This window comes from Pseudoalteromonas sp. XMcav2-N (assembly GCF_024124545.1).
In the GTDB taxonomy this organism is placed as follows: domain Bacteria; phylum Pseudomonadota; class Gammaproteobacteria; order Enterobacterales; family Alteromonadaceae; genus Pseudoalteromonas.
Genome location: NZ_JAMXSF010000021.1, coordinates 47,409 through 65,010 on the forward strand (window position 1 = coordinate 47,409; position 17,602 = coordinate 65,010).

Sequence of the window (17,602 nt, forward strand, 5' to 3'; positions counted from 1 at the left end):
ATGTCTGAATAATGCGTTAGTTGGTTTAAACTGCCAGAAGCTTTTGCATGACTTTAGATTTGGGAGCGCGAAAGATGGACTCGCTCTGGCCATACTCTACGCTTTTGCCCCGACTCAAGACGAGCAATTTGTCACTCATATGGCGCACCAGACTCAGATGGTGGGTGATCAAAATGTAGCTGAGCCCGGAATCACGTTGTAACTCCAGCAGCAGGTTGACGGTTTGAGCACGTACTGAGGGATCGAGTGAAGACAGCGCTTCATCCAGCACCACGACTTTAGGATCCAGAATCAAAGCCCGGGCGAGTGCGACCCGCTGTAATTGTCCGCCACTGAACATATGTGGATAATAATCATAGTGTTCGGAGAGCAACCCGACTCGAGACAGGGTAGCGACTATTTTTTTGTCACGCTGGTGTTTAGTCAGTTGGGTATTTAATCTCAGACAGTCATCCAGCATATCGCCTATGGTCAGGCCGGGGTTGAGTGAGCGAGTAGGGTCCTGAAAAATAAGACGAATATGACGGCAGTCATGGTTTTGGTGACCATTATCTTCAATCATCTCACCATTGAGTAAGATCTGCCCAGAGTCGGCGTGTTCGGCACCAGCCAGAACGCGGGCAAGAGTACTTTTTCCGGACCCCGTTTCCCCAATAACCGCCAGCGTTTCACCGGGAGCAACGGCGAAGGAAACGTCTTTAAGTACTTTGACGCGCTTTCTTCGGAACAGACCGGCGCGCGTGTTAAAAGTCTTATTAAGTGACTGCACTTTTAACACGGGTTGCATTTTTTCTTCTCCTGAAGCAACGGAAAGTGGCAGGCATAGGCATGACCGTGCGACTTGACCTGATCCGGTGTAACGACACACTCACGCTGTGCTTGCGGGCAACGAGGGCCCAGCCGGCAACCAATAGGTAAGTGCTGTAGTGGTGGTATAGTGCCTTTAAGTGCAAAGAATGATGCTTTGTGGCCAATACCGTGCGCATAGTCAGGCAGTGATTTCACCAGCGCTTGTGTATAGGGGTGATAGGGGTGACAAAATACTTTCGTTGTGGGTCCCGCTTCGACCATCTGGCCACAATAAAGTACATGCATGGCATGAGACCAGTCAGCGATTTCCTCCAGCTCATGGGTGATCATCAAAATTGACATATTTTTAAGCTGGTTGAGGCTTTTCAATAAACGGAAAACCTGCGCCCGGGTCGTGGTTTCGAGTGCTGTAGTCGGCTCGTCTGCAATCAAAAGCTTAGGACTTCTGGCAATGGCCATAGCAATCATCACCTTCTGACAGACACCTTCTGAAAGCTCATGAGGGTAGCTGCTCGACACACGACGGTGATCCCGGATCCCGACTTTGTGTAGCAAGGCTTTTACTTTTTCTTTGCGTTCATTGCGGCGACTAAAAAAGCCGCCTTTAAAACAGGTATCGGGTAGTGACTCTGCCACCTGCTCAAAAATCTTGGCGGTCGGATCCAGGCTGCGGCTTGGTTCCTGATAGATCATGGCAATATCCCGGCTCACCAGCTTACGGCGTTTTTCCGGGCTCAGGCGCATCAGATCTACCCCTTGCCAGTGCATTCGGTCAGCGGTGATGCGCCAGCGATTATTTAAAACCCCAACGATGGCTTTTGCAATCAAACTCTTGCCAGATCCAGATTCGCCCACCAGGGCGTGTACTTCACCCTCTTTCAGACTCAGGCTGACCCGATCAACGGCGCGGATAACACCATTGTCTGTGGGGAGTTCTATGGTGAGGTTTTTGATATCAAGTAATTGCATTAGTCTGCCTTTCTCGCCTGCAGTGCGTCGCGTAGCCCGTCACCGACAAGGTTAGTCGCAAGCACGGATAAAAACAACAGCGCGCCGGGTAAGCCTACGGTCCAGGGGGCGAGATAAATCAACCCCAGGTTTTCCGCCAACATTGCTCCCCACTCAGTGGTAGGCGGTTGAGCTCCGAGTTTTAAAAAGCCCAGGGCCGCGATATCCAGAATCGCAGTCGACAGTGCCAAAGTGAAAATAACCACGATATGTTCATAAATATTAGGTAAGACACCACGAATGATTAATTGCCAGCGGCTTGCGCCATCCAGTCTGAAGGCACTGATGTAATCTTTATTAAGTTCTTCAACCACCAGGTTACGAATTGAATGAATATATTGAGGGAGTAGTGCGAAAATAATCGCCCACACGGTGTTAAAGAGACCGGGGCCCAAGATGGCAATAATGATGATGGCCAGCAATAGCGATGGAATGGCCAGAGTGATATCCAGCAGGTGATTGAGCAAGCTAGACTTAAAGCCCTGACTACACCCAGCTAGCGTGCCCAGCACAACGCCTAACAAAGTGGTTAGCAGTGCTGCTACGATGGACAAGCCAAAGGTATAAGTGGCCCCGCGCATCAGGCGAGATAAGACGTCACGGCCTAAATCATCAGTCCCCAGAATAAAGTTAACATTGCCCTCATCATGCCACGAAGGGGGGAGCAATAAGGCATCGGCATGCTGCTGATCGATACCATATGGGGCTAACAATGGTGCTAACAGGGCCAACAGTGTCAACGCAATAAATAGCCACAGACCAACCAGTGCCGGGTGGTTTGCTTTAAACTTGCGCCACAGCCGGGATAGCGGAGAGCGGTTAGACTCTTCTGTAAAGAGATTAAACTTTGCCATGGGCCTGGTTCCTGGCTAGCGGGTCAAGGAGGGTGTGGATCACATCTGCCAGCATATTAGCGAAAATAACAAAAAAGGAGACTGCCAGCAGACCGCCCTGAATAGCCGGATAGTCGCGCTGATAAATACTCTCAATCATCCAGCGACCGATCCCCGGCCAGGAAAAAATGACTTCTGTCACCATGGCCAGCGTGATCAGCGTACTAAATTGCAGCCCTATCTGTTTTATCACCGGTAGCAATGCATTACGCAGAGCATGATCAAGGATCAACTGCCGACGGTTAAGACCTTTGGCTCTCGCTGTTTTTATATAGTTTTGTTCCAGTACGGTTAGCATGGAGTCCCGGGTAAAGCGAACGAGCACTGTGGTAGGGTACATAGCTAATACTACCGTCGGTAGCGTCAGGTGATGCAGTGCATCTGCAAAGGCCTGGCCACCATAAGGGAAGTCATGCAACCAGATATCCAATAAAATAAAATTCGTGACGGGCGGAATTTCGTAGAGCAGACCGATACGACCCGACATAGGAAACCAGCCAAAACTGAGACAAAAAATCATGATCAGTAACAGTGCCAGCCAGAAGACCGGTATTGAAAAGCCAAGTAAGGTCAGTGAACTGATCACTTTATCTGGCCACTTGTTGTGATAAGCACTGGCAATCACTCCCGCTGGAATGCCAAGGCACAGTGCGACAATCAGTGCATAGACACAAAGTTCTATGGTGGCCGGAAACAGCTGTTTTACATGGCCGAATACTTCCTGACCAGAAGATAAAGATAACCCCCAGTCCCCCTGAAAGAGGCGGATCAGAAAGGCTTGATACTGGACCAGAAGGCTGTCATCGATAAGGTATTTCTGCTGTAAAATTTGTGTCTGGCTGAAGTTTGCATTCAGTTCACCACTGAAGTTGGTCAGCAGATCTCCCGGGAACAGATAATTCAGCGCAAAGGTAAATGCGGTGAGTGCAAACAGCATAAATAGCAGCAGGCTGAGGCGACGAAATAAAAAATCTGCAAACATAATCAGTTTTTCCTCGCGTTAGCCAATGAAATACCACCAAAAGGGCGTAGCTCTATACCCATCACGCTGGTGCTACTTGCCTGAAAACGCATACCATGAGCGATTGGCACAACAGGTAGCTCCGCAATCAGCATTTGTTGAGCTTGCTGATAAAACTGTTTACGCTGCTGCAGATCTGTGGTGTCGAGGGCTTGGGTCAGCAATAAGTCAAACTCGGGATTACACCAGTTCGCCGGATTTTTACCGCTAAATGTAGCCGTACAGCTTAATAAGGGACTGAAAAAGTTGTCCGGATCCGGGGTATCCGCAGCCCAGCCGAGCAGAACACTGTCATGCTCGTGGCGACCAACTCGTTCCAGGAAGGTGTTCCACTCGTATTCAACTATGGTCGCACGGATCCCTATTTCACGCAGGTCGCTCTGAATAAGTTCGGCCATTTTTCGGGCATTCGGGTTATAAATGCGAGAAACCGGCATGGCCCACAAATCCATTTCAAACCCATCAGGATAGCCTGCTTGCGTCAAAAACTCTCGGGCGCGTTCCGGGTCATAGCTGGGCATGGCCTGAGTCTGGAAGGCCCAGGATGAGGGAGGTAATATCGATCGTGCCTGGATCCCGTTGCCATAGAATACCGCTTTCATGATTTTTTGAAAGTCGATGCTGTGTGCCAGTGCTTTGCGGACCAGAACATTATCAAAGGGCGGCTTTTCAGTGTTAAACGCCCAGTAACCGACATTCAGGTTGACAGCTTTATCAACTCGGATGTCTTTGCGCGCGGCCAGCGTTTCGAGTTGAGTGGCACTGGGGTGGGCGGTGATATCACACTCTTTGGTCAGCATTTTAGCGATACGGCTGGTATTGTTGGTGGTGATGTCATATACCAGCTGATCCATGGCCAGGTCGTGTTTCCAGTAGCCTGAGTGTTTGTGGTAGCGGATCAGATTATCTCGCAGGAACCCCTTATATTTGTAGGGGCCGGTGCCCACAGGCAAAATATCGAAATCTTGTTTGCGTTCCTGTGCGACCAGCTGCATGGCATACTCATGCGATAGGATAACAGCAAAGTCTGTAGCAATGTTTGACAAAAAACTACTTTCACTGCTGAACAGTTCAAAACGCACAGTATAGTCATCTACTTTGACTATCTGGCGGATCAGCTGATCCATGCCCACACTTTGAAAATAGGGGTAGTTTGCATCACCCACAAAATGAAATGGGTTATAAACATCGAACAGGCGACTGAATGAAAACACCACATCATCCGCATTCATGGTACGAGTGGGGGTAAAATAATCTGTGCTGTGAAAGGTCACATCCTTGCGCAGTGCAAAAGTGACTTGCTTGCCATCTTCACTAATTTCCCAGCTGGTTGCCAGCTCAGGGCGAAACTCAGCGGTAAGGGGATCAATACTAATCAGCGTGTTATATAGTTGGTTAGCGATAATATCTATGGTCGAGCCGGTGGTGGTCACTTGCGGATTAAATGACACCGGGTTGGCTTCGGCGCAGTATACGATACCCTGGATTTTGCGTTGGGCCTGAGCAGTGTTGTCACTGCAACCACTGAGCAGTGTACCTAACAGAACGGTGATCGGTAATAGCCAGTGTTTAGCTAGATATCGACGCTGGTGCCGGACGCAAGGCGTCTGGCGAGGTGGTTTATCGGTTGCTCTGTTAGCCACGGCTAAGCCTCTTGTTGCGAGTCCAGTAGGTTGTACTTCTTCAGATAACCACGCAGCTGATGATAGGTCAGCCCCAGATTCTGAGCGGTTTTTTTCTGGTTAAACTGGCTATGCTCCAGCGCATTGCGCAGCAGATCGATTTCAAATTCATTGGAGAGCGATTTGAGATCGCACGGGAATGAGGAAACAGATGGTTTGGTCTGCGGCGTGTCTGACATGAGCACGGGGGCGGCAGTCGTCTGAGCCGGAATATCAGCGGCTTTTTTAATTCTTTGAGTGGGCCTGTAGGGACTGGCAAACGGGTCGAATACAATCTGGTGTACGGCCAATTGTTCGCTGCCGTGACGATACAAACTACGCTCTACCACATTCTTAAGTTCACGAATGTTGCCCGGCCAGGCATAGTCGAGCAGCATTTCAGTGGCGCTACGGGTAAAACCACTGAATAAAGACCAGCCTAAATCGCGAGCCATGTTAATCGCAAAATGTTCAGCTAATAGCAGGATGTCTTCTTTACGCTCACGCAGTGGCGGTAATGTAATAACGTCAAAGGCTAATCGGTCGAGCAAGTCGTGGCGAAACTCGCCATTATCCGCGAGGGTTGGTAAGTCTTCGTTAGTCGCGCAGACAAGTCGGGTATCGACTTTGACCGTTTGCTTACCGCCAACCCGTTCAAATTCGCCATATTCTATGACCCGCAGGAGTTTTTCCTGCACCATGGCTGAGGTATTGGCTAGCTCATCAAGAAACAGTGTGCCACCGTTGGCGCGCTCAAAGCGGCCTTCGTGTCGTTTACTGGCGCCGGTGAAAGCACCACTTTCGTGACCAAACAGCTCGCTTTCCAACAGGTTTTCGTTCAATGCCGCGCAGTTGAGTTTGACATAGTTCTGATCCCATCGTTCGGATAAGTAGTGTAACCGAGCTGCAATGAGCTCTTTACCTGTTCCACGCTCACCGATGATCAGTACCGGCTTTTCCAACGGAGCAAGCTGAGACACCTGATCCAATACAGCAAGGAAACTATCCGACTGGCCGAGCAAATTATCCTGTTGGCGAAACTGACTCATATTGCCTAACTCTTAGTATTTTTGACTAACATCTAGTGTATTTTAAAAAACAGTGAAGCGAAAGTGTTTTTCTATTATTATAACTTGTTGATTCTAATAAGCTAATTTTATTGAAAAGTTGGCAAGCTAATTGATACATCTAATCAGCAAACTAAATTACTAACCAAAGAGGTAATAGATTATGGGAATCTTTTCACGTTTTGCTGATATTGTTAATTCTAATATCAATGCGATTCTGGATAAAGCGGAAGATCCAGAAAAAATGGTCCGATTGATTATTCAGGAAATGGAAGACACCTTGGTTGAAGTGCGTTCGACGTCAGCCAAAACGCTGGCAGAGAAAAAGGAGCTGGAGCGTCGTGTTGAGCAGTTACGCTCTCAGGCGGATGACTGGCAACAAAAAGCCGAACTGGCGCTGACCAAAGACCGTGAAGATCTGGCTCGTGCGGCCTTGCTGGAAAAGCAAAAAGCCACCGATGCGGCAGACAGCGTGACACAGGAACTGGCACATGTTGAGTCGCACATCGAGAAGCTGCAGCAGGAAGTGACCACGTTGCAGGAAAAACTGGCCGATGCCAAAGCGCGGCAAAAAGCCATTGTATTGCGTCAGCGTTCAGCTGAGTCTCGCCTGGATGTCAAAAAGGCACTGGATAGCAGTAAAGTCGAAGATGCCCTGAATCGCTTTGAGCGCTATGAGAGCAAAATCGACGGACTGGAGTCTCAGGTTGAGTCTTACGACTTGGGCAAAAAGTCACTGGCAGATGAAATTGCCGATCTGCAAAAGAATGAGAAAGTAGACGACGAGCTTGCGGCACTGAAGAAAAAATTGGCCGACAAGTGAATTTGACTGCACCTGCTGTTAAGGTAGGTGCAATAATGAAAAGAACAACGTGCCCAGGTTAGACAGGAGAGGAATATGTTTGATGCAGAGATTTTAGTCGCCCCGATCATCATCTTTATGATTGTAGTGGCACCGCTATGGTTGATCCTGCACTATCGCAGCAAAAAGCAGGTCAGTCAGGGGCTGAGCGAACACGAGCACCGCCAGCTGGTCGAGTTGGCGCATAAAGCAGAGAAAATGGCGCAACGCGTTGAAACGTTGGAGGCCCTGCTTGATCAAGAGTCACCAGAATGGAGACGCAAAGTATGAGTAAACGTAGACGAGAATTATACCGTGACCCAAAAAGGGGCAAGTTAGCCGGAGTGTGTGCGGGGTTGAGCGACTACTTTGATATGGAGTTATGGCTGGTCAGGATCCTGTTTGTAACTGCGGTGCTGTTATCCGGTGGTCCACTGTTTATTGTAGTCTATATCGCCTGTTGGTTCATTCTGGATAAAAAAGCAGAGACAGCTCAGACGCCAGGCGCAGACAGTAACTACTCTAGCAAAGACGAAGATCCGGTGTCGGTAAAGTTTAAAGTTTGGCAAAAAGGCGAGCCGCCACGCCAGGCGCTGTTTGACCTGAAAGAGCGTTTAACGCGCCTCGATGGTCGTATCCAGCACATGGAAACGTATGTGACGTCGAGCGAGTACACGGTAAAACGCGAAATCAATAAACTATAGTAACTGACAGATTCGCAAAGGGGCGCTGCCCGGGCGTCGGCAGCCCAGCCACCTTTGCTAACAGAAGAAGGAATGTGTGCCTTTATGAGTGTATCGGGCCTGACTGCCAGAGCGCTGCAAAAATTACAGCAAACTACCCACAAAACCCTTACCCGAAGCCTGGACAGACATGTCAAACTGGCTGTAACTGGTTTCAGTGGTAGCGGTAAAACCGCTTTCATCACGGCTTTGGTAAAACACCTAACCACTCAGGCTACGGCACAAAACCTGCCCTTTTTGGAGGTGGTGCGAGAACAGCGCCTGATAGCCTGCAAACAGGTGCCACAAAGTGCGCTGGATATTCCCAGCTTTGAATACCACAATGCGGTAAGTCATTTATTAGCTGATCCTCCCGGCTGGCCGCCCTCAACGCAGCGGATCAATACACTCACACTGGCATTGAAATTTCGATCCGCGAAGGGCGTCAGGCAGCATCTGAGCGAAACCCACACCGTCTATCTTGAACTGATTGATTATCCGGGTGAGTGGTTGATGGATTTGCCTATGCTCAATCAAAGTTTTGCTCAGTGGAGCGAACAACAGCTCAGGAGACTGGCTCAACCTGATTACGCGCAGGTAAGCGCGCCTTTTTTACAGCAACTGACTCAGTTTGATGCGCACGCAACAGTCAACGAAAGCGAATTGACGGCAATGGCCAGTGTCTACGCGGATGTTTTAAAACAGCTCAAGGCTCAGACTCGGCTGGCGCAGTTGCAGCCCGGGCGTATGCTGATCCCCGGAGAGCTCGATGGTGCGCCTATTTTACAGTTTTTCCCATTAACCGTGCCAGATAATACTGTGGAGCAGACTCAGTATCATCACCTTGAACAGCGCTTTGAGGCGTATAAAAAGCAAGTGATCACGCCTTTTTATCGTGAGCACTTTTGCCGCTTTGACCGCCAGTTGGTACTGGTGGACTTGCTCAGTGCACTTAACGATGGGCATACCACGTTGACGGAAACGCAAAGTGCATTGAGTGATACGCTGGCAATGTTTCGTCATGGTAAAAGTGGGATCTTGTCACGGCTATTTCGTCCCAGCATAGATAAAGTGTTGTTTGCAGCGAATAAATGCGACAGCGTGGCGCTGGCCGACCAGGATAAGCTGACGCGCCTATTGCATTCATTGCTTTTACCCAATGAAAACGAATTGAAATTTTCAGGCGTGGAAATCGATACTATGGCAATTTCGTCGGTGAAAAGCACGCAGCCGAAGCAGGTGATTGAGCAGGGGAAAACTTTATCCTGTGTTTATGGTAAGCCGGTCGATGAATCTAAGTATATCAGCTACTTACCTCCGATCCCGCCAGAACATCTGCCCGGTGCACAACAATGGCCCAAACAGGGATATGAATTTTTGTCCTTTGAGCCTTATCCGGCCTACCAGGGACAAATTGAGCATATCCGCCTCGATCATGTATTACAGTTTTTATTGGGAGATAAACTTCAATGAGTGAGCCAGCCCAGTCATATCGCGGACGACGAGTTCAGGTTGAAGCGGATCCCGAGGCTCCCCAGTCAACGACAGCACCTGAAGCCGAACAACAGGCCCGACGCGTCGAACAAAACCCTGAGCAGGAGAGTGTAAGTACTTCATCTGCGCCCGATCAAAGCTTTGATACTCAGTTGCCGTTACTTTCTATAGAGCCTGTTACACAACCGGCCCGATCTGGATTGACCTGGCGCAAACTGTTGCTGCTGGGGTTGGCTGTTCTGATCCCGGTAGAAATGACCCTGACCCTGCTGGATGCGCTAAACCGCAGCTGGGTTTTGGCCGCACTATATGGGTTTGTGATTGTGAGTGCACTGGCCGTGCTTTGTAAGTTCGGCTGGTCTGAAGTCCGCGCCTTTGGCAGGTTAAAAAAGCTCGAGCAGCAACGCGTCAGGGCACAAAGGTTGTTGAGCAGCAACCAAATTGGAGAGGCACAAACCTGGTTAAAGCCACTTCTGAAGCAACACGACCAGCAGCAGGTCAGCCAGTTTATGGCGACCATACAACCTCATTTTACTGATAGGGAAGTACTGGCACTGTACGACAAAACCTTACTCCAGGATGTAGATGAGCGCGCCCGAGCGCTCATTGCTCAGTTTGCCAGTACGTCAGCCTTGATGGTGGCGATCAGCCCCATGGCCATCACCGATATGCTGGCTGTGTTGTGGAGAGGCGTTGTTTTGATAGAAAAGATCAGCCAGTTGTACGGAATTAAACTGGGTTATCGCAGCCGCATTGAACTGTACCGTTTGCTGCTCAAGCAGATCGTTTTTGTCGGGGCCAGTGAGTTACTGAGCGATCTGGCGGCTACCAGCCTGGGTGCAGAATTACTGGGTAAACTGTCGGCGCGTTCTGCACAGGGGCTCAGCGCAGGTGTTTTCACCGCTCGACTGGGATACAAAGCCATGGCCTTATGTCGACCTATTCCCGCCAGTGCGCCTGCTTCTGGCTACTTATCACAGACGGCACGTAAACTGGCGAACCTGTTAATCCGTCAGTCTACTGACAGGTCCGATGAGAAAGCCAGAAAGTAGCGTGTAAATACTTACTTTTTTTTTTGCTCCCGAAGAGTCTGAGTTTTGACTTAAACCCTTCTTCCGTTTGACAACTTATGTGTACACCCGGGTTAATTTAACCAGCCCGGGTTAGCCATCTGCGCGTCCGGCACGCTTGTACATTGCGGTGTCTTGGAATATCTAATTGGTATTCGTCCGAATAACAAAAATAGGCAAGCAATGAAGAAGTTACATGATCAGACCAATTGTATTCATGGTCCACACCACTTTGATGATCCACATGGTGCCCTGACCGCACCTCTGTATCAGAGTTCGACGTTTAAATTCAAGGATGCAGCACAAGGCGCTGCGCGTTTTGCTGGCGAAGAAGCTGGTTACATCTATACACGTCTTGGCAATCCGACCACCCGTGAGCTGGAAGAAAAGCTGGCGCAGCTCGAAGAAATGGAAGATGCTGCCGCTACGGCGACAGGCATGGGCGCAGTATCAGCCTCCGTACTGAGCTTTTTACAGCAGGGCGATCATTTGATCGCATCCAAAGCCTTGTATGGGTGCAGCTTTGCTTTGTTTGCACACATGTTACCTAAGTTCGGCATTGAGGTAACTTTTGTCGATATGACGGACCCGCAAGCACTGGCCGATGCACTGCAGCCTAACAGTAAGATGTTGTTTGCCGAAACACCGATCAATCCCAATATGACGGTACTGGATTTAGCTATGCTGGGACAGTTTGCGCAGCAGCACAAGTTGATCAGTGTGGTCGACAACACCTTTATGACGCCATTACTACAAAAGCCCAAACACTTTGGTATCGATATCGTGATCCACAGTGCGACCAAGTACCTCAATGGCCATGGTGATGTCGTAGCCGGTATTGTCTGTGGCAGTGCTGCGCATATAGAAACAATCAAGCTCACCGTACTAAAAGACATCGGCGCAACTATCAGCCCACACGATGCCTGGCTTATCAACCGGGGGCTTAAAACCTTACATGTGCGCGTTGCAAGGCACTGTGAAAATGCGCAGAAGGTGGCCGAGTTTCTCGATAATCATCCGAAGGTCGACACCGTTTACTACCCTGGTTTGCCATCTCACCCTGGCTACCGTTTCCTTGGCGAGCAGATGAAGGGCGCCGGGGGGGTGATTGCTTTTGAAATCAAAGGTGGGGTCAGTGAAGGTGAAAAGTTCATCAATGCGACTGAATTGTGCACCCTGGCGGTGAGTTTGGGCGATCCGGAAACACTGATCCAACATCCTGCATCTATGACGCACTCTCCTTACACGCCTGAAGAGCGTCAGGCTGCGGGGATCTCGGATGGCCTGATCCGCATTTCTGTCGGACTTGAGGCTGTCGAAGATATCATCGAAGACCTGGAAAAAGCGTTTCTGTGTATATAAAGGTTTACACTTGGCATCCCTGTGGGGGTTGATTTGTATAGGGTGTGCTTTTTGGTGGTCAGTTGCGTAAATTAATATATACAAAATTGACCTTTCTGGCCGGGCCGATTTCAGGCCTGGCTATTAAACTTTTCCTCACTTTTACATAGTATCCGGATAACACTTTGACGCGTTGTTTTTGTTCAGATGCGACGCACTACCAAGAAGGTTACTATGGCTAAATCGAGTAAATACACGTCTAAACAGCCCAATGAGCAGGGCCTGATCGAATGGTCAAAAGAAGAAAATCAGATCTGGTCTGAACTGGTTGCCAGACAGCTTGAGTGCATCAAAGGCAAAGCGTGTGATGAGTATCTCGAAGGCCTGCAAAAAATCAATTTACCGCACGACCGTATCCCTCAGTTACATGAGCTGAACGAGGTACTGGAGCGTGAAACGGGCTGGCAGGTCGCGCCAGTACCTGCGTTGATCGACTTTGATGAGTTTTTCCGCCTGCTTGCTAACAAGCAGTTCCCGGTTGCAACCTTTATCCGCAGTCGCGAGGAATTTGATTACCTGCAGGAGCCGGATATTTTCCACGAAATTTTTGGCCACTGTGCGATGCTGACCAACCCGGCATTTGCGGAGTTTACGCATAAGTACGGTCAGCTGGGCTATGCTGCAGAGAAAAAAGACCGCGTATACCTGGCCCGTTTGTACTGGTTTACCGTTGAGTTTGGTCTGATGCAAACCAAAGATGGTCTGCGCATTTATGGCGGCGGGATCTTATCAAGCCCGGGTGAAACTCAGTATGTTTACAGCGGTGAGCCAGAGATCAACCCGTTAGAAGTACTTGACGTGCTTCGTACACCATACCGAATTGATATTATGCAGCCTTTGTACTACACCATTAACGCCATTGACGATTTGTTTGATATCTCACAAATGGATATTATGGCGCAGGTACGTAAGGCCAAAGAACTGGGTCTGTTTGAACCTAAGTTCCCACCTAAAAACAAACTAGCAAGTTAAGGATTTATTGATGTCTGATTTAAGTGCACAAAAATGTGAAGCGTGTCGTGCGGATGCGCCTAAAGTGTCAGATGCCGAATTAGCTGAATTGATCAAGCTGATCCCGGATTGGGTGCCAGAAGTACGTGATGGCATTATGCAGCTTGAGCGTGTTTACAAGTTTAAGAACTTCAAGCAAGCCATCGCATTTACCAATAAAGTAGGTGATATGGCGGAAGATGAAGGTCACCACCCAGGTCTGTTGACTGAGTGGGGCAAAGTAACAGTAACTTGGTGGAGCCACTCTATCAAAGGTCTGCACAAAAATGACTTCATCTGTGCAGCGAAAACTGACGAGATCTTTGCAGCACTATAAGCATAAAATTTCATGCTAAAACAAAAAAGGCGCGTCAGCGCCTTTTTTAGTGTCTATTCATTCCCGATAAAGACATTTACAGGTCGACATGCTTGTGAGCTAGTGGGTCAATGTTGGCCCGGGCAGAACCTGTGCGTCCCGCTCCAGATGTTGCAGCTCATCAATTAATTCGAGCAACTCCGGCTCTATATAATCAAAATCGCGTGACTGTTTTAAGGCGGTCTCCAGGGTTTCGGCCAGGTTTTTAAGCGTCGGTACACCTGTATAGCAGCAGGCACCATGGAACTTGTGGATCACGGTCAGCAGGGTCTGAGTGTCTTCCTGCTGCGCCGATTCAGTCAACTGACCAAGTGTCTCCGGCACACTTTGTAACAACATATCCAACATCTCCAGAGCCAGTTCTGGTTTATTACCAGCGCGCTGAAGCGCCAATTCCCAGTCCAGTAAGTGACTCTCAAACGGGGCTATGCTGGCGACTTGAGGTTGTTGTACCTTTTGCTTTTCTGGAGGCAATGAAGGACTGTGGTCGCAAATGATCTGACGCAGCATATCTTCATCTATGGGTTTAGTCATGTAACCGTTAAAACCATCCTTTATCAATTGCTCTTTTTCACCTGTGAGTGCGTGCGCCGTCACTGCAATGATAGGAGTATCATCATTTAAGGAAGATTCTTTAATGGTTCTGCATGCGGTGATGCCATCCATGATAGGCATCTGAATATCCATAAAGATCAGGTCATATTTTTGCGATTTACATAAACTCACTGCTTGCGCGCCATTGTGAGCGGTATCTATGGTATCGACCTGCTCTTCGAGCAACGTATAAAGTAGCTTCAAATTAGCGTCATTATCGTCGGCGATCAGCACCTTGAGCGGCAGGTGTGCTAAGTCAGTGTCGTCAATCGACACGCTAGGGTGATCTAAACGATAAGGCGCTGCCAGCATATCGCACAGTTTACGGTGGTGCATGGGTTTACTGATACAGGCATCGGCACCGCTACCGATTAAAGATTCGCGCATATTATGAGAAATGGTATTAACCATCAGATACAGATAATCCGCCATTTCTCTGGCCTGTGTAATGTAGGCCTTCACGGTTTGCATATCGTCCACCGTTGCCATATTCCCGATCAGGCAAATGTCATATTTAAACTCCTGCTCCAGAGCTTCGAAGAATGCTTCTTCATTTTTACAGCAAGTCACCTGCATTGCCCAATCCTCAAGCTGAGCCTGAACGGCATTGCGGGTGTGTTCTTGTGGCTCAAAGTAAAGCACCCGCTTGTTTTCCAGAGGTTTGGTTGGCAGGTCGTCGTCGAACAATCGGCTTGGCAGATTAAAAATGGCGTTAAAGGTAAAGCACGAACCATTGCCCGGCGCAGAGTTCAGCGTGATGCGGCCACTCATGGCTTCGACAATATGTTTAGTGATGATTAAGCCAAGTCCTGTGCCGCCGAATTTGCGGGTAATGCTGGAATCAGCCTGAGCAAACGGGGTAAATAGAGTGTCCTGCTTTTCCTGCGCAATGCCCAGCCCGGTATCACTGACAGAGATCAGGAGCGATGTCTGGCTATCTCCTTTGAGGCGGTGGCTGATGTCGACTTTGACTGAGCCTTTTTCGGTGAACTTGATGGCATTGCTGATCAGGTTGATCAGCACCTGCTTAAAGCGTGTGGGGTCACCAACCAGATTATCCGGGACCTGTCGATTAATGGCAATCGACAGCTCCAGTTGCTTCTCATAAGCACTGGGGGCAAGCAGAGTCATGACTTCATTTACTGCATCCCTGAGCTGGAATTGAATACTTTCAAGCTCCATGGCACCGGCTTCGAGTTTAGAGAAATCTAGTATGTCACTGATAATGGTCAACAAACTGTTGGCAGATAACTCTATGGTATCCAGATAGTCTTTTTGGTGTTTGTTGAGTGGGGTTTTGTAGAGCTGGCGGGTGAAACCAATCACGCCGTTAAGCGGGGTTCTTAATTCATGACTCATTTTGGCCAGGAAGTCTGATTTAACCCGGTTGGCAACCTGCGCTTCTTTTTTGGCAATGTTCAGCTGAATGTTCTGAGTTTCATACTGCTCCAGGGTTTCACGGTAATCGCAGGTGGCCTGATCTATGTGTTTTTGCATTTCATCCCGCTGCAGCACCATTTTTTCGCTAATGGTGATCAACCCTTCACGGAGCAAGTCAAACTCCCCTTGCATGGGCTGATCTACGCCAATTTTAGTTTTGCCCTCAAGCAGTTTATCTGTTGCCAGTAACAGATGAGACAGGGGGGTGGAGAACATCCGGCTGAGTCGGGTCGACACAAAGGCACTGAGCAACAAGGCCACCATAATGATGGCACCACTAAACAACAGGGCTTGCTGCTGACCAATGATAGCCTGGTCTTTACTGAGCTCAATCATGAGTACTGCGGTGGTGCGAGTGTGGGCATTTTGCCAGTCAGCGGCGGGTTGTTGCTGTAGCTTAACCGGTGCAAAAATGATGTACCTGTCGAGATACTGCACTATTTCTGTGGCGTGTAACTCTGTCACGTTGCCGCGATAATGCAGTTGGTCAAAATCGTTGTGATAATTACTGGTTAGCAGCAGTTGATTGTCTTCATTGAACAGCGCGATGCTATTGACGAAGTTGCCATGTTGATTGTGGGTGGTGGTGATCACCCTATGTAACCTGGCTTTATCTCGTTCTGCCAGCGGCTGCTCCACCGTCATTGCCAGGGTATTGGCCAGGCTGGTGCCTTGTTGCTTGAGGATTTGTTCAAGCTCAACGTAGCGATTTATAGTAAAATAGCCGCCAAGTACCAGGCCGATTAACACCGTTGGGATCAGGGTCAACACTAATACGCTGTCGCGCAAACTCAATTTAGACATAAATTGGATGTAAAACAGTAAGTAGTCTGAGTCCTAGAGTATCGAGTTAACAGGTGTTTAGCAATCTTATAGGGGCGGCAATATGGCACAAATATTTCGTGCTGGAAAATCTTCTAAACAACGCAGTAAACAAGCAGAAACAGTTGAGCTGACAATCGACTCGCTGGATCATCAGGGGCGGGGGGTGTGCAGGCATCAGGGTAAAGTCGGCTTTGTGGACGGCGCACTGGCCTCAGAGCGGGTTAAAGCACGTATCAAGGCACAAAAAAGTCGTGTTTTCGAAGCGCATACCATGAAAGTGCTTGAGCCGAGTGAGGAGCGGGTTACGGCGTTTTGTGAATACTATCAGCAATGTGGTGGCTGTTCATTACAACACCTGAATGCCAGTGCTCAGCTGGTGCACAAACAGCAGGCGGTGTCGGCCTTATTTGACAAATTCGCCAAAGCAAATGAGTTGCCCTGGCTACCCGCACTGACAGGGCCTGAGCGTCATTATCGCCGCGCCGGGCGCATTGCCTGCATCTATGACAAACAAAATCACCAGCTCAAACTGGGATTTCGTGCTGCCGGGTCAAAGAAGATTGTAGAAGTTGATCACTGCGCGGTCATGGTCGATGTCTTTGCTGGTGGCTTTGAGGCATTGCGTCAGAGTTTAAATGCGCATCCGGAGCTGCGTAGTGTCAGTCATATTCAGTTTTGTGCAGCGGATAATGGTGCATTTGTGTTGTTGCGTCATACCCGTTCAATCAGCGCTCAGGTGAAAGCACAATTTGCAGAGCGCCTTGCTGCTCGGAACTGGGAGTTTGTCTGGGATGATGGAAAGTCGCAGCCTGAGTATGCGTTATTACCTGCCTATGAAAGTGCCGGGGTGACGTTTGAGTTTAAACTCGATAATTTTATTCAGGTTAACCGCGATATCAATGAGCAAATGCTTCACAGGGCGTTAGAGTGGCTTGAACTTACTGGCGACGAACAAGTATTGGACCTGTTCTGTGGAATTGGCAATTTCTCTTTATTGCTGGCAAAACATGCAAACGAAGTGGTCGCAGTCGAAGGGGTCGCAGCCTCGGTTGCAATGGCACGCCAAAATGCGCACACTAACAACATCGATACGGTTAGCTTTCATCAGTTCGACCTCACCCAGCCACTGACTGAAGCCGACTGGTTTCACTCGTCGCTGGATGTATTAGTACTGGACCCTTCACGTACCGGGGCATATGAGATATTACGTCAGTTGCCATTGACGCAATTTAAACAGGTTTTATATGTGTCCTGCGATCCGGTGACTATGGCCAGAGATGCAGCGCTGTTACTGGAAGCTGGCTTTGTGGTCGATAAAGTGTGTTTAATGAATATGTTCCCACACACTGGACATATAGAAACCATGGCGTTGTTTCAAAGGAGGTAGTC

Annotated in this window: 16 protein-coding genes; 9 read left to right on the forward strand and 7 right to left on the reverse strand. The window is 48.9% G+C overall.

Going from position 1 to position 17,602, the window contains the following annotated elements:
- Nucleotides 1–25 precede the first annotated feature (25 nt).
- The 6 genes from NH568_RS21105 to pspF all read right to left on the reverse strand — a co-directional run bounded on the left by NH568_RS21105 (nt 26) and on the right by pspF (nt 6,442).
- Nucleotides 26–787 carry an ATP-binding cassette domain-containing protein gene (locus tag NH568_RS21105; RefSeq protein WP_253050617.1) on the reverse strand — a complete coding sequence of 254 codons (762 nt, stop codon included), beginning with the start codon at nt 785–787 and terminating at the stop codon, nt 26–28.
- Nucleotides 772–1,779: an oligopeptide/dipeptide ABC transporter ATP-binding protein gene (locus tag NH568_RS21110; RefSeq protein WP_253050619.1), complete on the reverse strand. Its 1,008-nt coding sequence runs from the start codon at nt 1,777–1,779 to the stop codon at nt 772–774. Before NH568_RS21110 ends, NH568_RS21105 begins: the two co-directional genes overlap by 16 nt.
- Nucleotides 1,779–2,672 carry an ABC transporter permease subunit gene (locus NH568_RS21115; protein ID WP_253050621.1) on the reverse strand — a complete coding sequence of 298 codons (894 nt, stop codon included), beginning with the start codon at nt 2,670–2,672 and terminating at the stop codon, nt 1,779–1,781. Before NH568_RS21115 ends, NH568_RS21110 begins: the two co-directional genes overlap by 1 nt.
- Complete coding sequence (locus NH568_RS21120) at nt 2,659–3,693, reverse strand: ABC transporter permease subunit (protein ID WP_253050623.1); 1,035 nt, start codon at nt 3,691–3,693, stop codon at nt 2,659–2,661. The genes NH568_RS21115 and NH568_RS21120 overlap by 14 nt, the downstream gene beginning before the upstream one ends.
- Nucleotides 3,694–3,695: 2 nt before the next feature.
- Nucleotides 3,696–5,276: an ABC transporter substrate-binding protein gene (locus NH568_RS21125; RefSeq protein WP_253050714.1), complete on the reverse strand. Its 1,581-nt coding sequence runs from the start codon at nt 5,274–5,276 to the stop codon at nt 3,696–3,698.
- A 101-nt stretch (nt 5,277–5,377) separates the two neighbouring features.
- The gene (gene pspF / locus NH568_RS21130; RefSeq protein WP_253050625.1) at nt 5,378–6,442 is read right to left on the reverse strand and encodes a phage shock protein operon transcriptional activator; all 1,065 of its coding nucleotides are present in this window, start codon (nt 6,440–6,442) and stop codon (nt 5,378–5,380) included.
- A 181-nt stretch (nt 6,443–6,623) separates the two neighbouring features.
- Between pspF and pspA the strand changes: the two genes are divergently transcribed.
- The 8 genes from pspA to NH568_RS21170 all read left to right on the forward strand — a co-directional run bounded on the left by pspA (nt 6,624) and on the right by NH568_RS21170 (nt 13,315).
- Entirely contained in the window at nt 6,624–7,283 is a 660-nt protein-coding gene (gene pspA / locus NH568_RS21135; protein ID WP_253050627.1) for a phage shock protein PspA, read from the forward strand.
- 75 nt (nt 7,284–7,358) lie between these two features.
- The gene (gene pspB / locus NH568_RS21140; protein ID WP_010386732.1) at nt 7,359–7,592 is read left to right on the forward strand and encodes an envelope stress response membrane protein PspB; all 234 of its coding nucleotides are present in this window, start codon (nt 7,359–7,361) and stop codon (nt 7,590–7,592) included.
- Nucleotides 7,589–8,005, forward strand: coding sequence for an envelope stress response membrane protein PspC (pspC, locus tag NH568_RS21145; RefSeq protein WP_253050629.1), 417 nt, complete (start codon nt 7,589–7,591; stop codon nt 8,003–8,005). Before pspB ends, pspC begins: the two co-directional genes overlap by 4 nt.
- 84 nt (nt 8,006–8,089) lie before the next feature.
- Nucleotides 8,090–9,496, forward strand: coding sequence for a YcjX family protein (locus NH568_RS21150; RefSeq protein ID WP_253050631.1), 1,407 nt, complete (start codon nt 8,090–8,092; stop codon nt 9,494–9,496).
- Complete coding sequence (locus NH568_RS21155; protein WP_253050633.1) at nt 9,493–10,569, forward strand: TIGR01620 family protein; 1,077 nt, start codon at nt 9,493–9,495, stop codon at nt 10,567–10,569. Before NH568_RS21150 ends, NH568_RS21155 begins: the two co-directional genes overlap by 4 nt.
- 201 nt (nt 10,570–10,770) lie before the next feature.
- Nucleotides 10,771–11,949: an aminotransferase class I/II-fold pyridoxal phosphate-dependent enzyme gene (locus NH568_RS21160; RefSeq protein WP_253050635.1), complete on the forward strand. Its 1,179-nt coding sequence runs from the start codon at nt 10,771–10,773 to the stop codon at nt 11,947–11,949.
- Between the two features lie 213 nt (nt 11,950–12,162).
- Nucleotides 12,163–12,960: a phenylalanine 4-monooxygenase gene (phhA, locus tag NH568_RS21165; RefSeq protein WP_253050637.1), complete on the forward strand. Its 798-nt coding sequence runs from the start codon at nt 12,163–12,165 to the stop codon at nt 12,958–12,960.
- Nucleotides 12,961–12,970: 10 nt separating this feature from the next.
- A complete protein-coding gene (locus NH568_RS21170; RefSeq protein WP_010386740.1) occupies nt 12,971–13,315 on the forward strand; it encodes a 4a-hydroxytetrahydrobiopterin dehydratase in 345 nt (114 codons plus the stop codon).
- Nucleotides 13,316–13,414: 99 nt separating this feature from the next.
- On the opposite strand, the gene barA is transcribed toward NH568_RS21170, so the two are convergent.
- A complete protein-coding gene (gene barA, locus NH568_RS21175) occupies nt 13,415–16,192 on the reverse strand; it encodes a two-component sensor histidine kinase BarA (RefSeq protein ID WP_253050639.1) in 2,778 nt (925 codons plus the stop codon).
- Nucleotides 16,193–16,274: 82 nt separating this feature from the next.
- Between barA and rlmD the strand changes: the two genes are divergently transcribed.
- Nucleotides 16,275–17,600: a 23S rRNA (uracil(1939)-C(5))-methyltransferase RlmD gene (gene rlmD, locus NH568_RS21180; RefSeq protein WP_253050643.1), complete on the forward strand. Its 1,326-nt coding sequence runs from the start codon at nt 16,275–16,277 to the stop codon at nt 17,598–17,600.
- Nucleotides 17,601–17,602: the final 2 nt, after the last annotated feature.

What these genes read in the sequence shown, in the direction of transcription:
- NH568_RS21150 (WP_253050631.1), top strand. Translation starts at nt 8,090, where the DNA reads ATGAGTGTATCGGGCCTGACTGCCAGAGCGCTGCAAAAATTACAGCAA.
- NH568_RS21120 (WP_253050623.1), bottom strand. Translation starts at nt 3,693, where the DNA reads ATGTTTGCAGATTTTTTATTTCGTCGCCTCAGCCTGCTGCTATTTATG.
- phhA (WP_253050637.1), top strand. Translation starts at nt 12,163, where the DNA reads ATGGCTAAATCGAGTAAATACACGTCTAAACAGCCCAATGAGCAGGGC.
- NH568_RS21115 (WP_253050621.1), bottom strand. Translation starts at nt 2,672, where the DNA reads ATGGCAAAGTTTAATCTCTTTACAGAAGAGTCTAACCGCTCTCCGCTA.
- pspB (WP_010386732.1), top strand. Translation starts at nt 7,359, where the DNA reads ATGTTTGATGCAGAGATTTTAGTCGCCCCGATCATCATCTTTATGATT.
- NH568_RS21155 (WP_253050633.1), top strand. Translation starts at nt 9,493, where the DNA reads ATGAGTGAGCCAGCCCAGTCATATCGCGGACGACGAGTTCAGGTTGAA.
- NH568_RS21170 (WP_010386740.1), top strand. Translation starts at nt 12,971, where the DNA reads ATGTCTGATTTAAGTGCACAAAAATGTGAAGCGTGTCGTGCGGATGCG.
- rlmD (WP_253050643.1), top strand. Translation starts at nt 16,275, where the DNA reads ATGGCACAAATATTTCGTGCTGGAAAATCTTCTAAACAACGCAGTAAA.
- pspA (WP_253050627.1), top strand. Translation starts at nt 6,624, where the DNA reads ATGGGAATCTTTTCACGTTTTGCTGATATTGTTAATTCTAATATCAAT.
- NH568_RS21110 (WP_253050619.1), bottom strand. Translation starts at nt 1,779, where the DNA reads ATGCAATTACTTGATATCAAAAACCTCACCATAGAACTCCCCACAGAC.
- pspC (WP_253050629.1), top strand. Translation starts at nt 7,589, where the DNA reads ATGAGTAAACGTAGACGAGAATTATACCGTGACCCAAAAAGGGGCAAG.
- NH568_RS21160 (WP_253050635.1), top strand. Translation starts at nt 10,771, where the DNA reads ATGAAGAAGTTACATGATCAGACCAATTGTATTCATGGTCCACACCAC.
- barA (WP_253050639.1), bottom strand. Translation starts at nt 16,192, where the DNA reads ATGTCTAAATTGAGTTTGCGCGACAGCGTATTAGTGTTGACCCTGATC.
- pspF (WP_253050625.1), bottom strand. Translation starts at nt 6,442, where the DNA reads ATGAGTCAGTTTCGCCAACAGGATAATTTGCTCGGCCAGTCGGATAGT.
- NH568_RS21105 (WP_253050617.1), bottom strand. Translation starts at nt 787, where the DNA reads ATGCAACCCGTGTTAAAAGTGCAGTCACTTAATAAGACTTTTAACACG.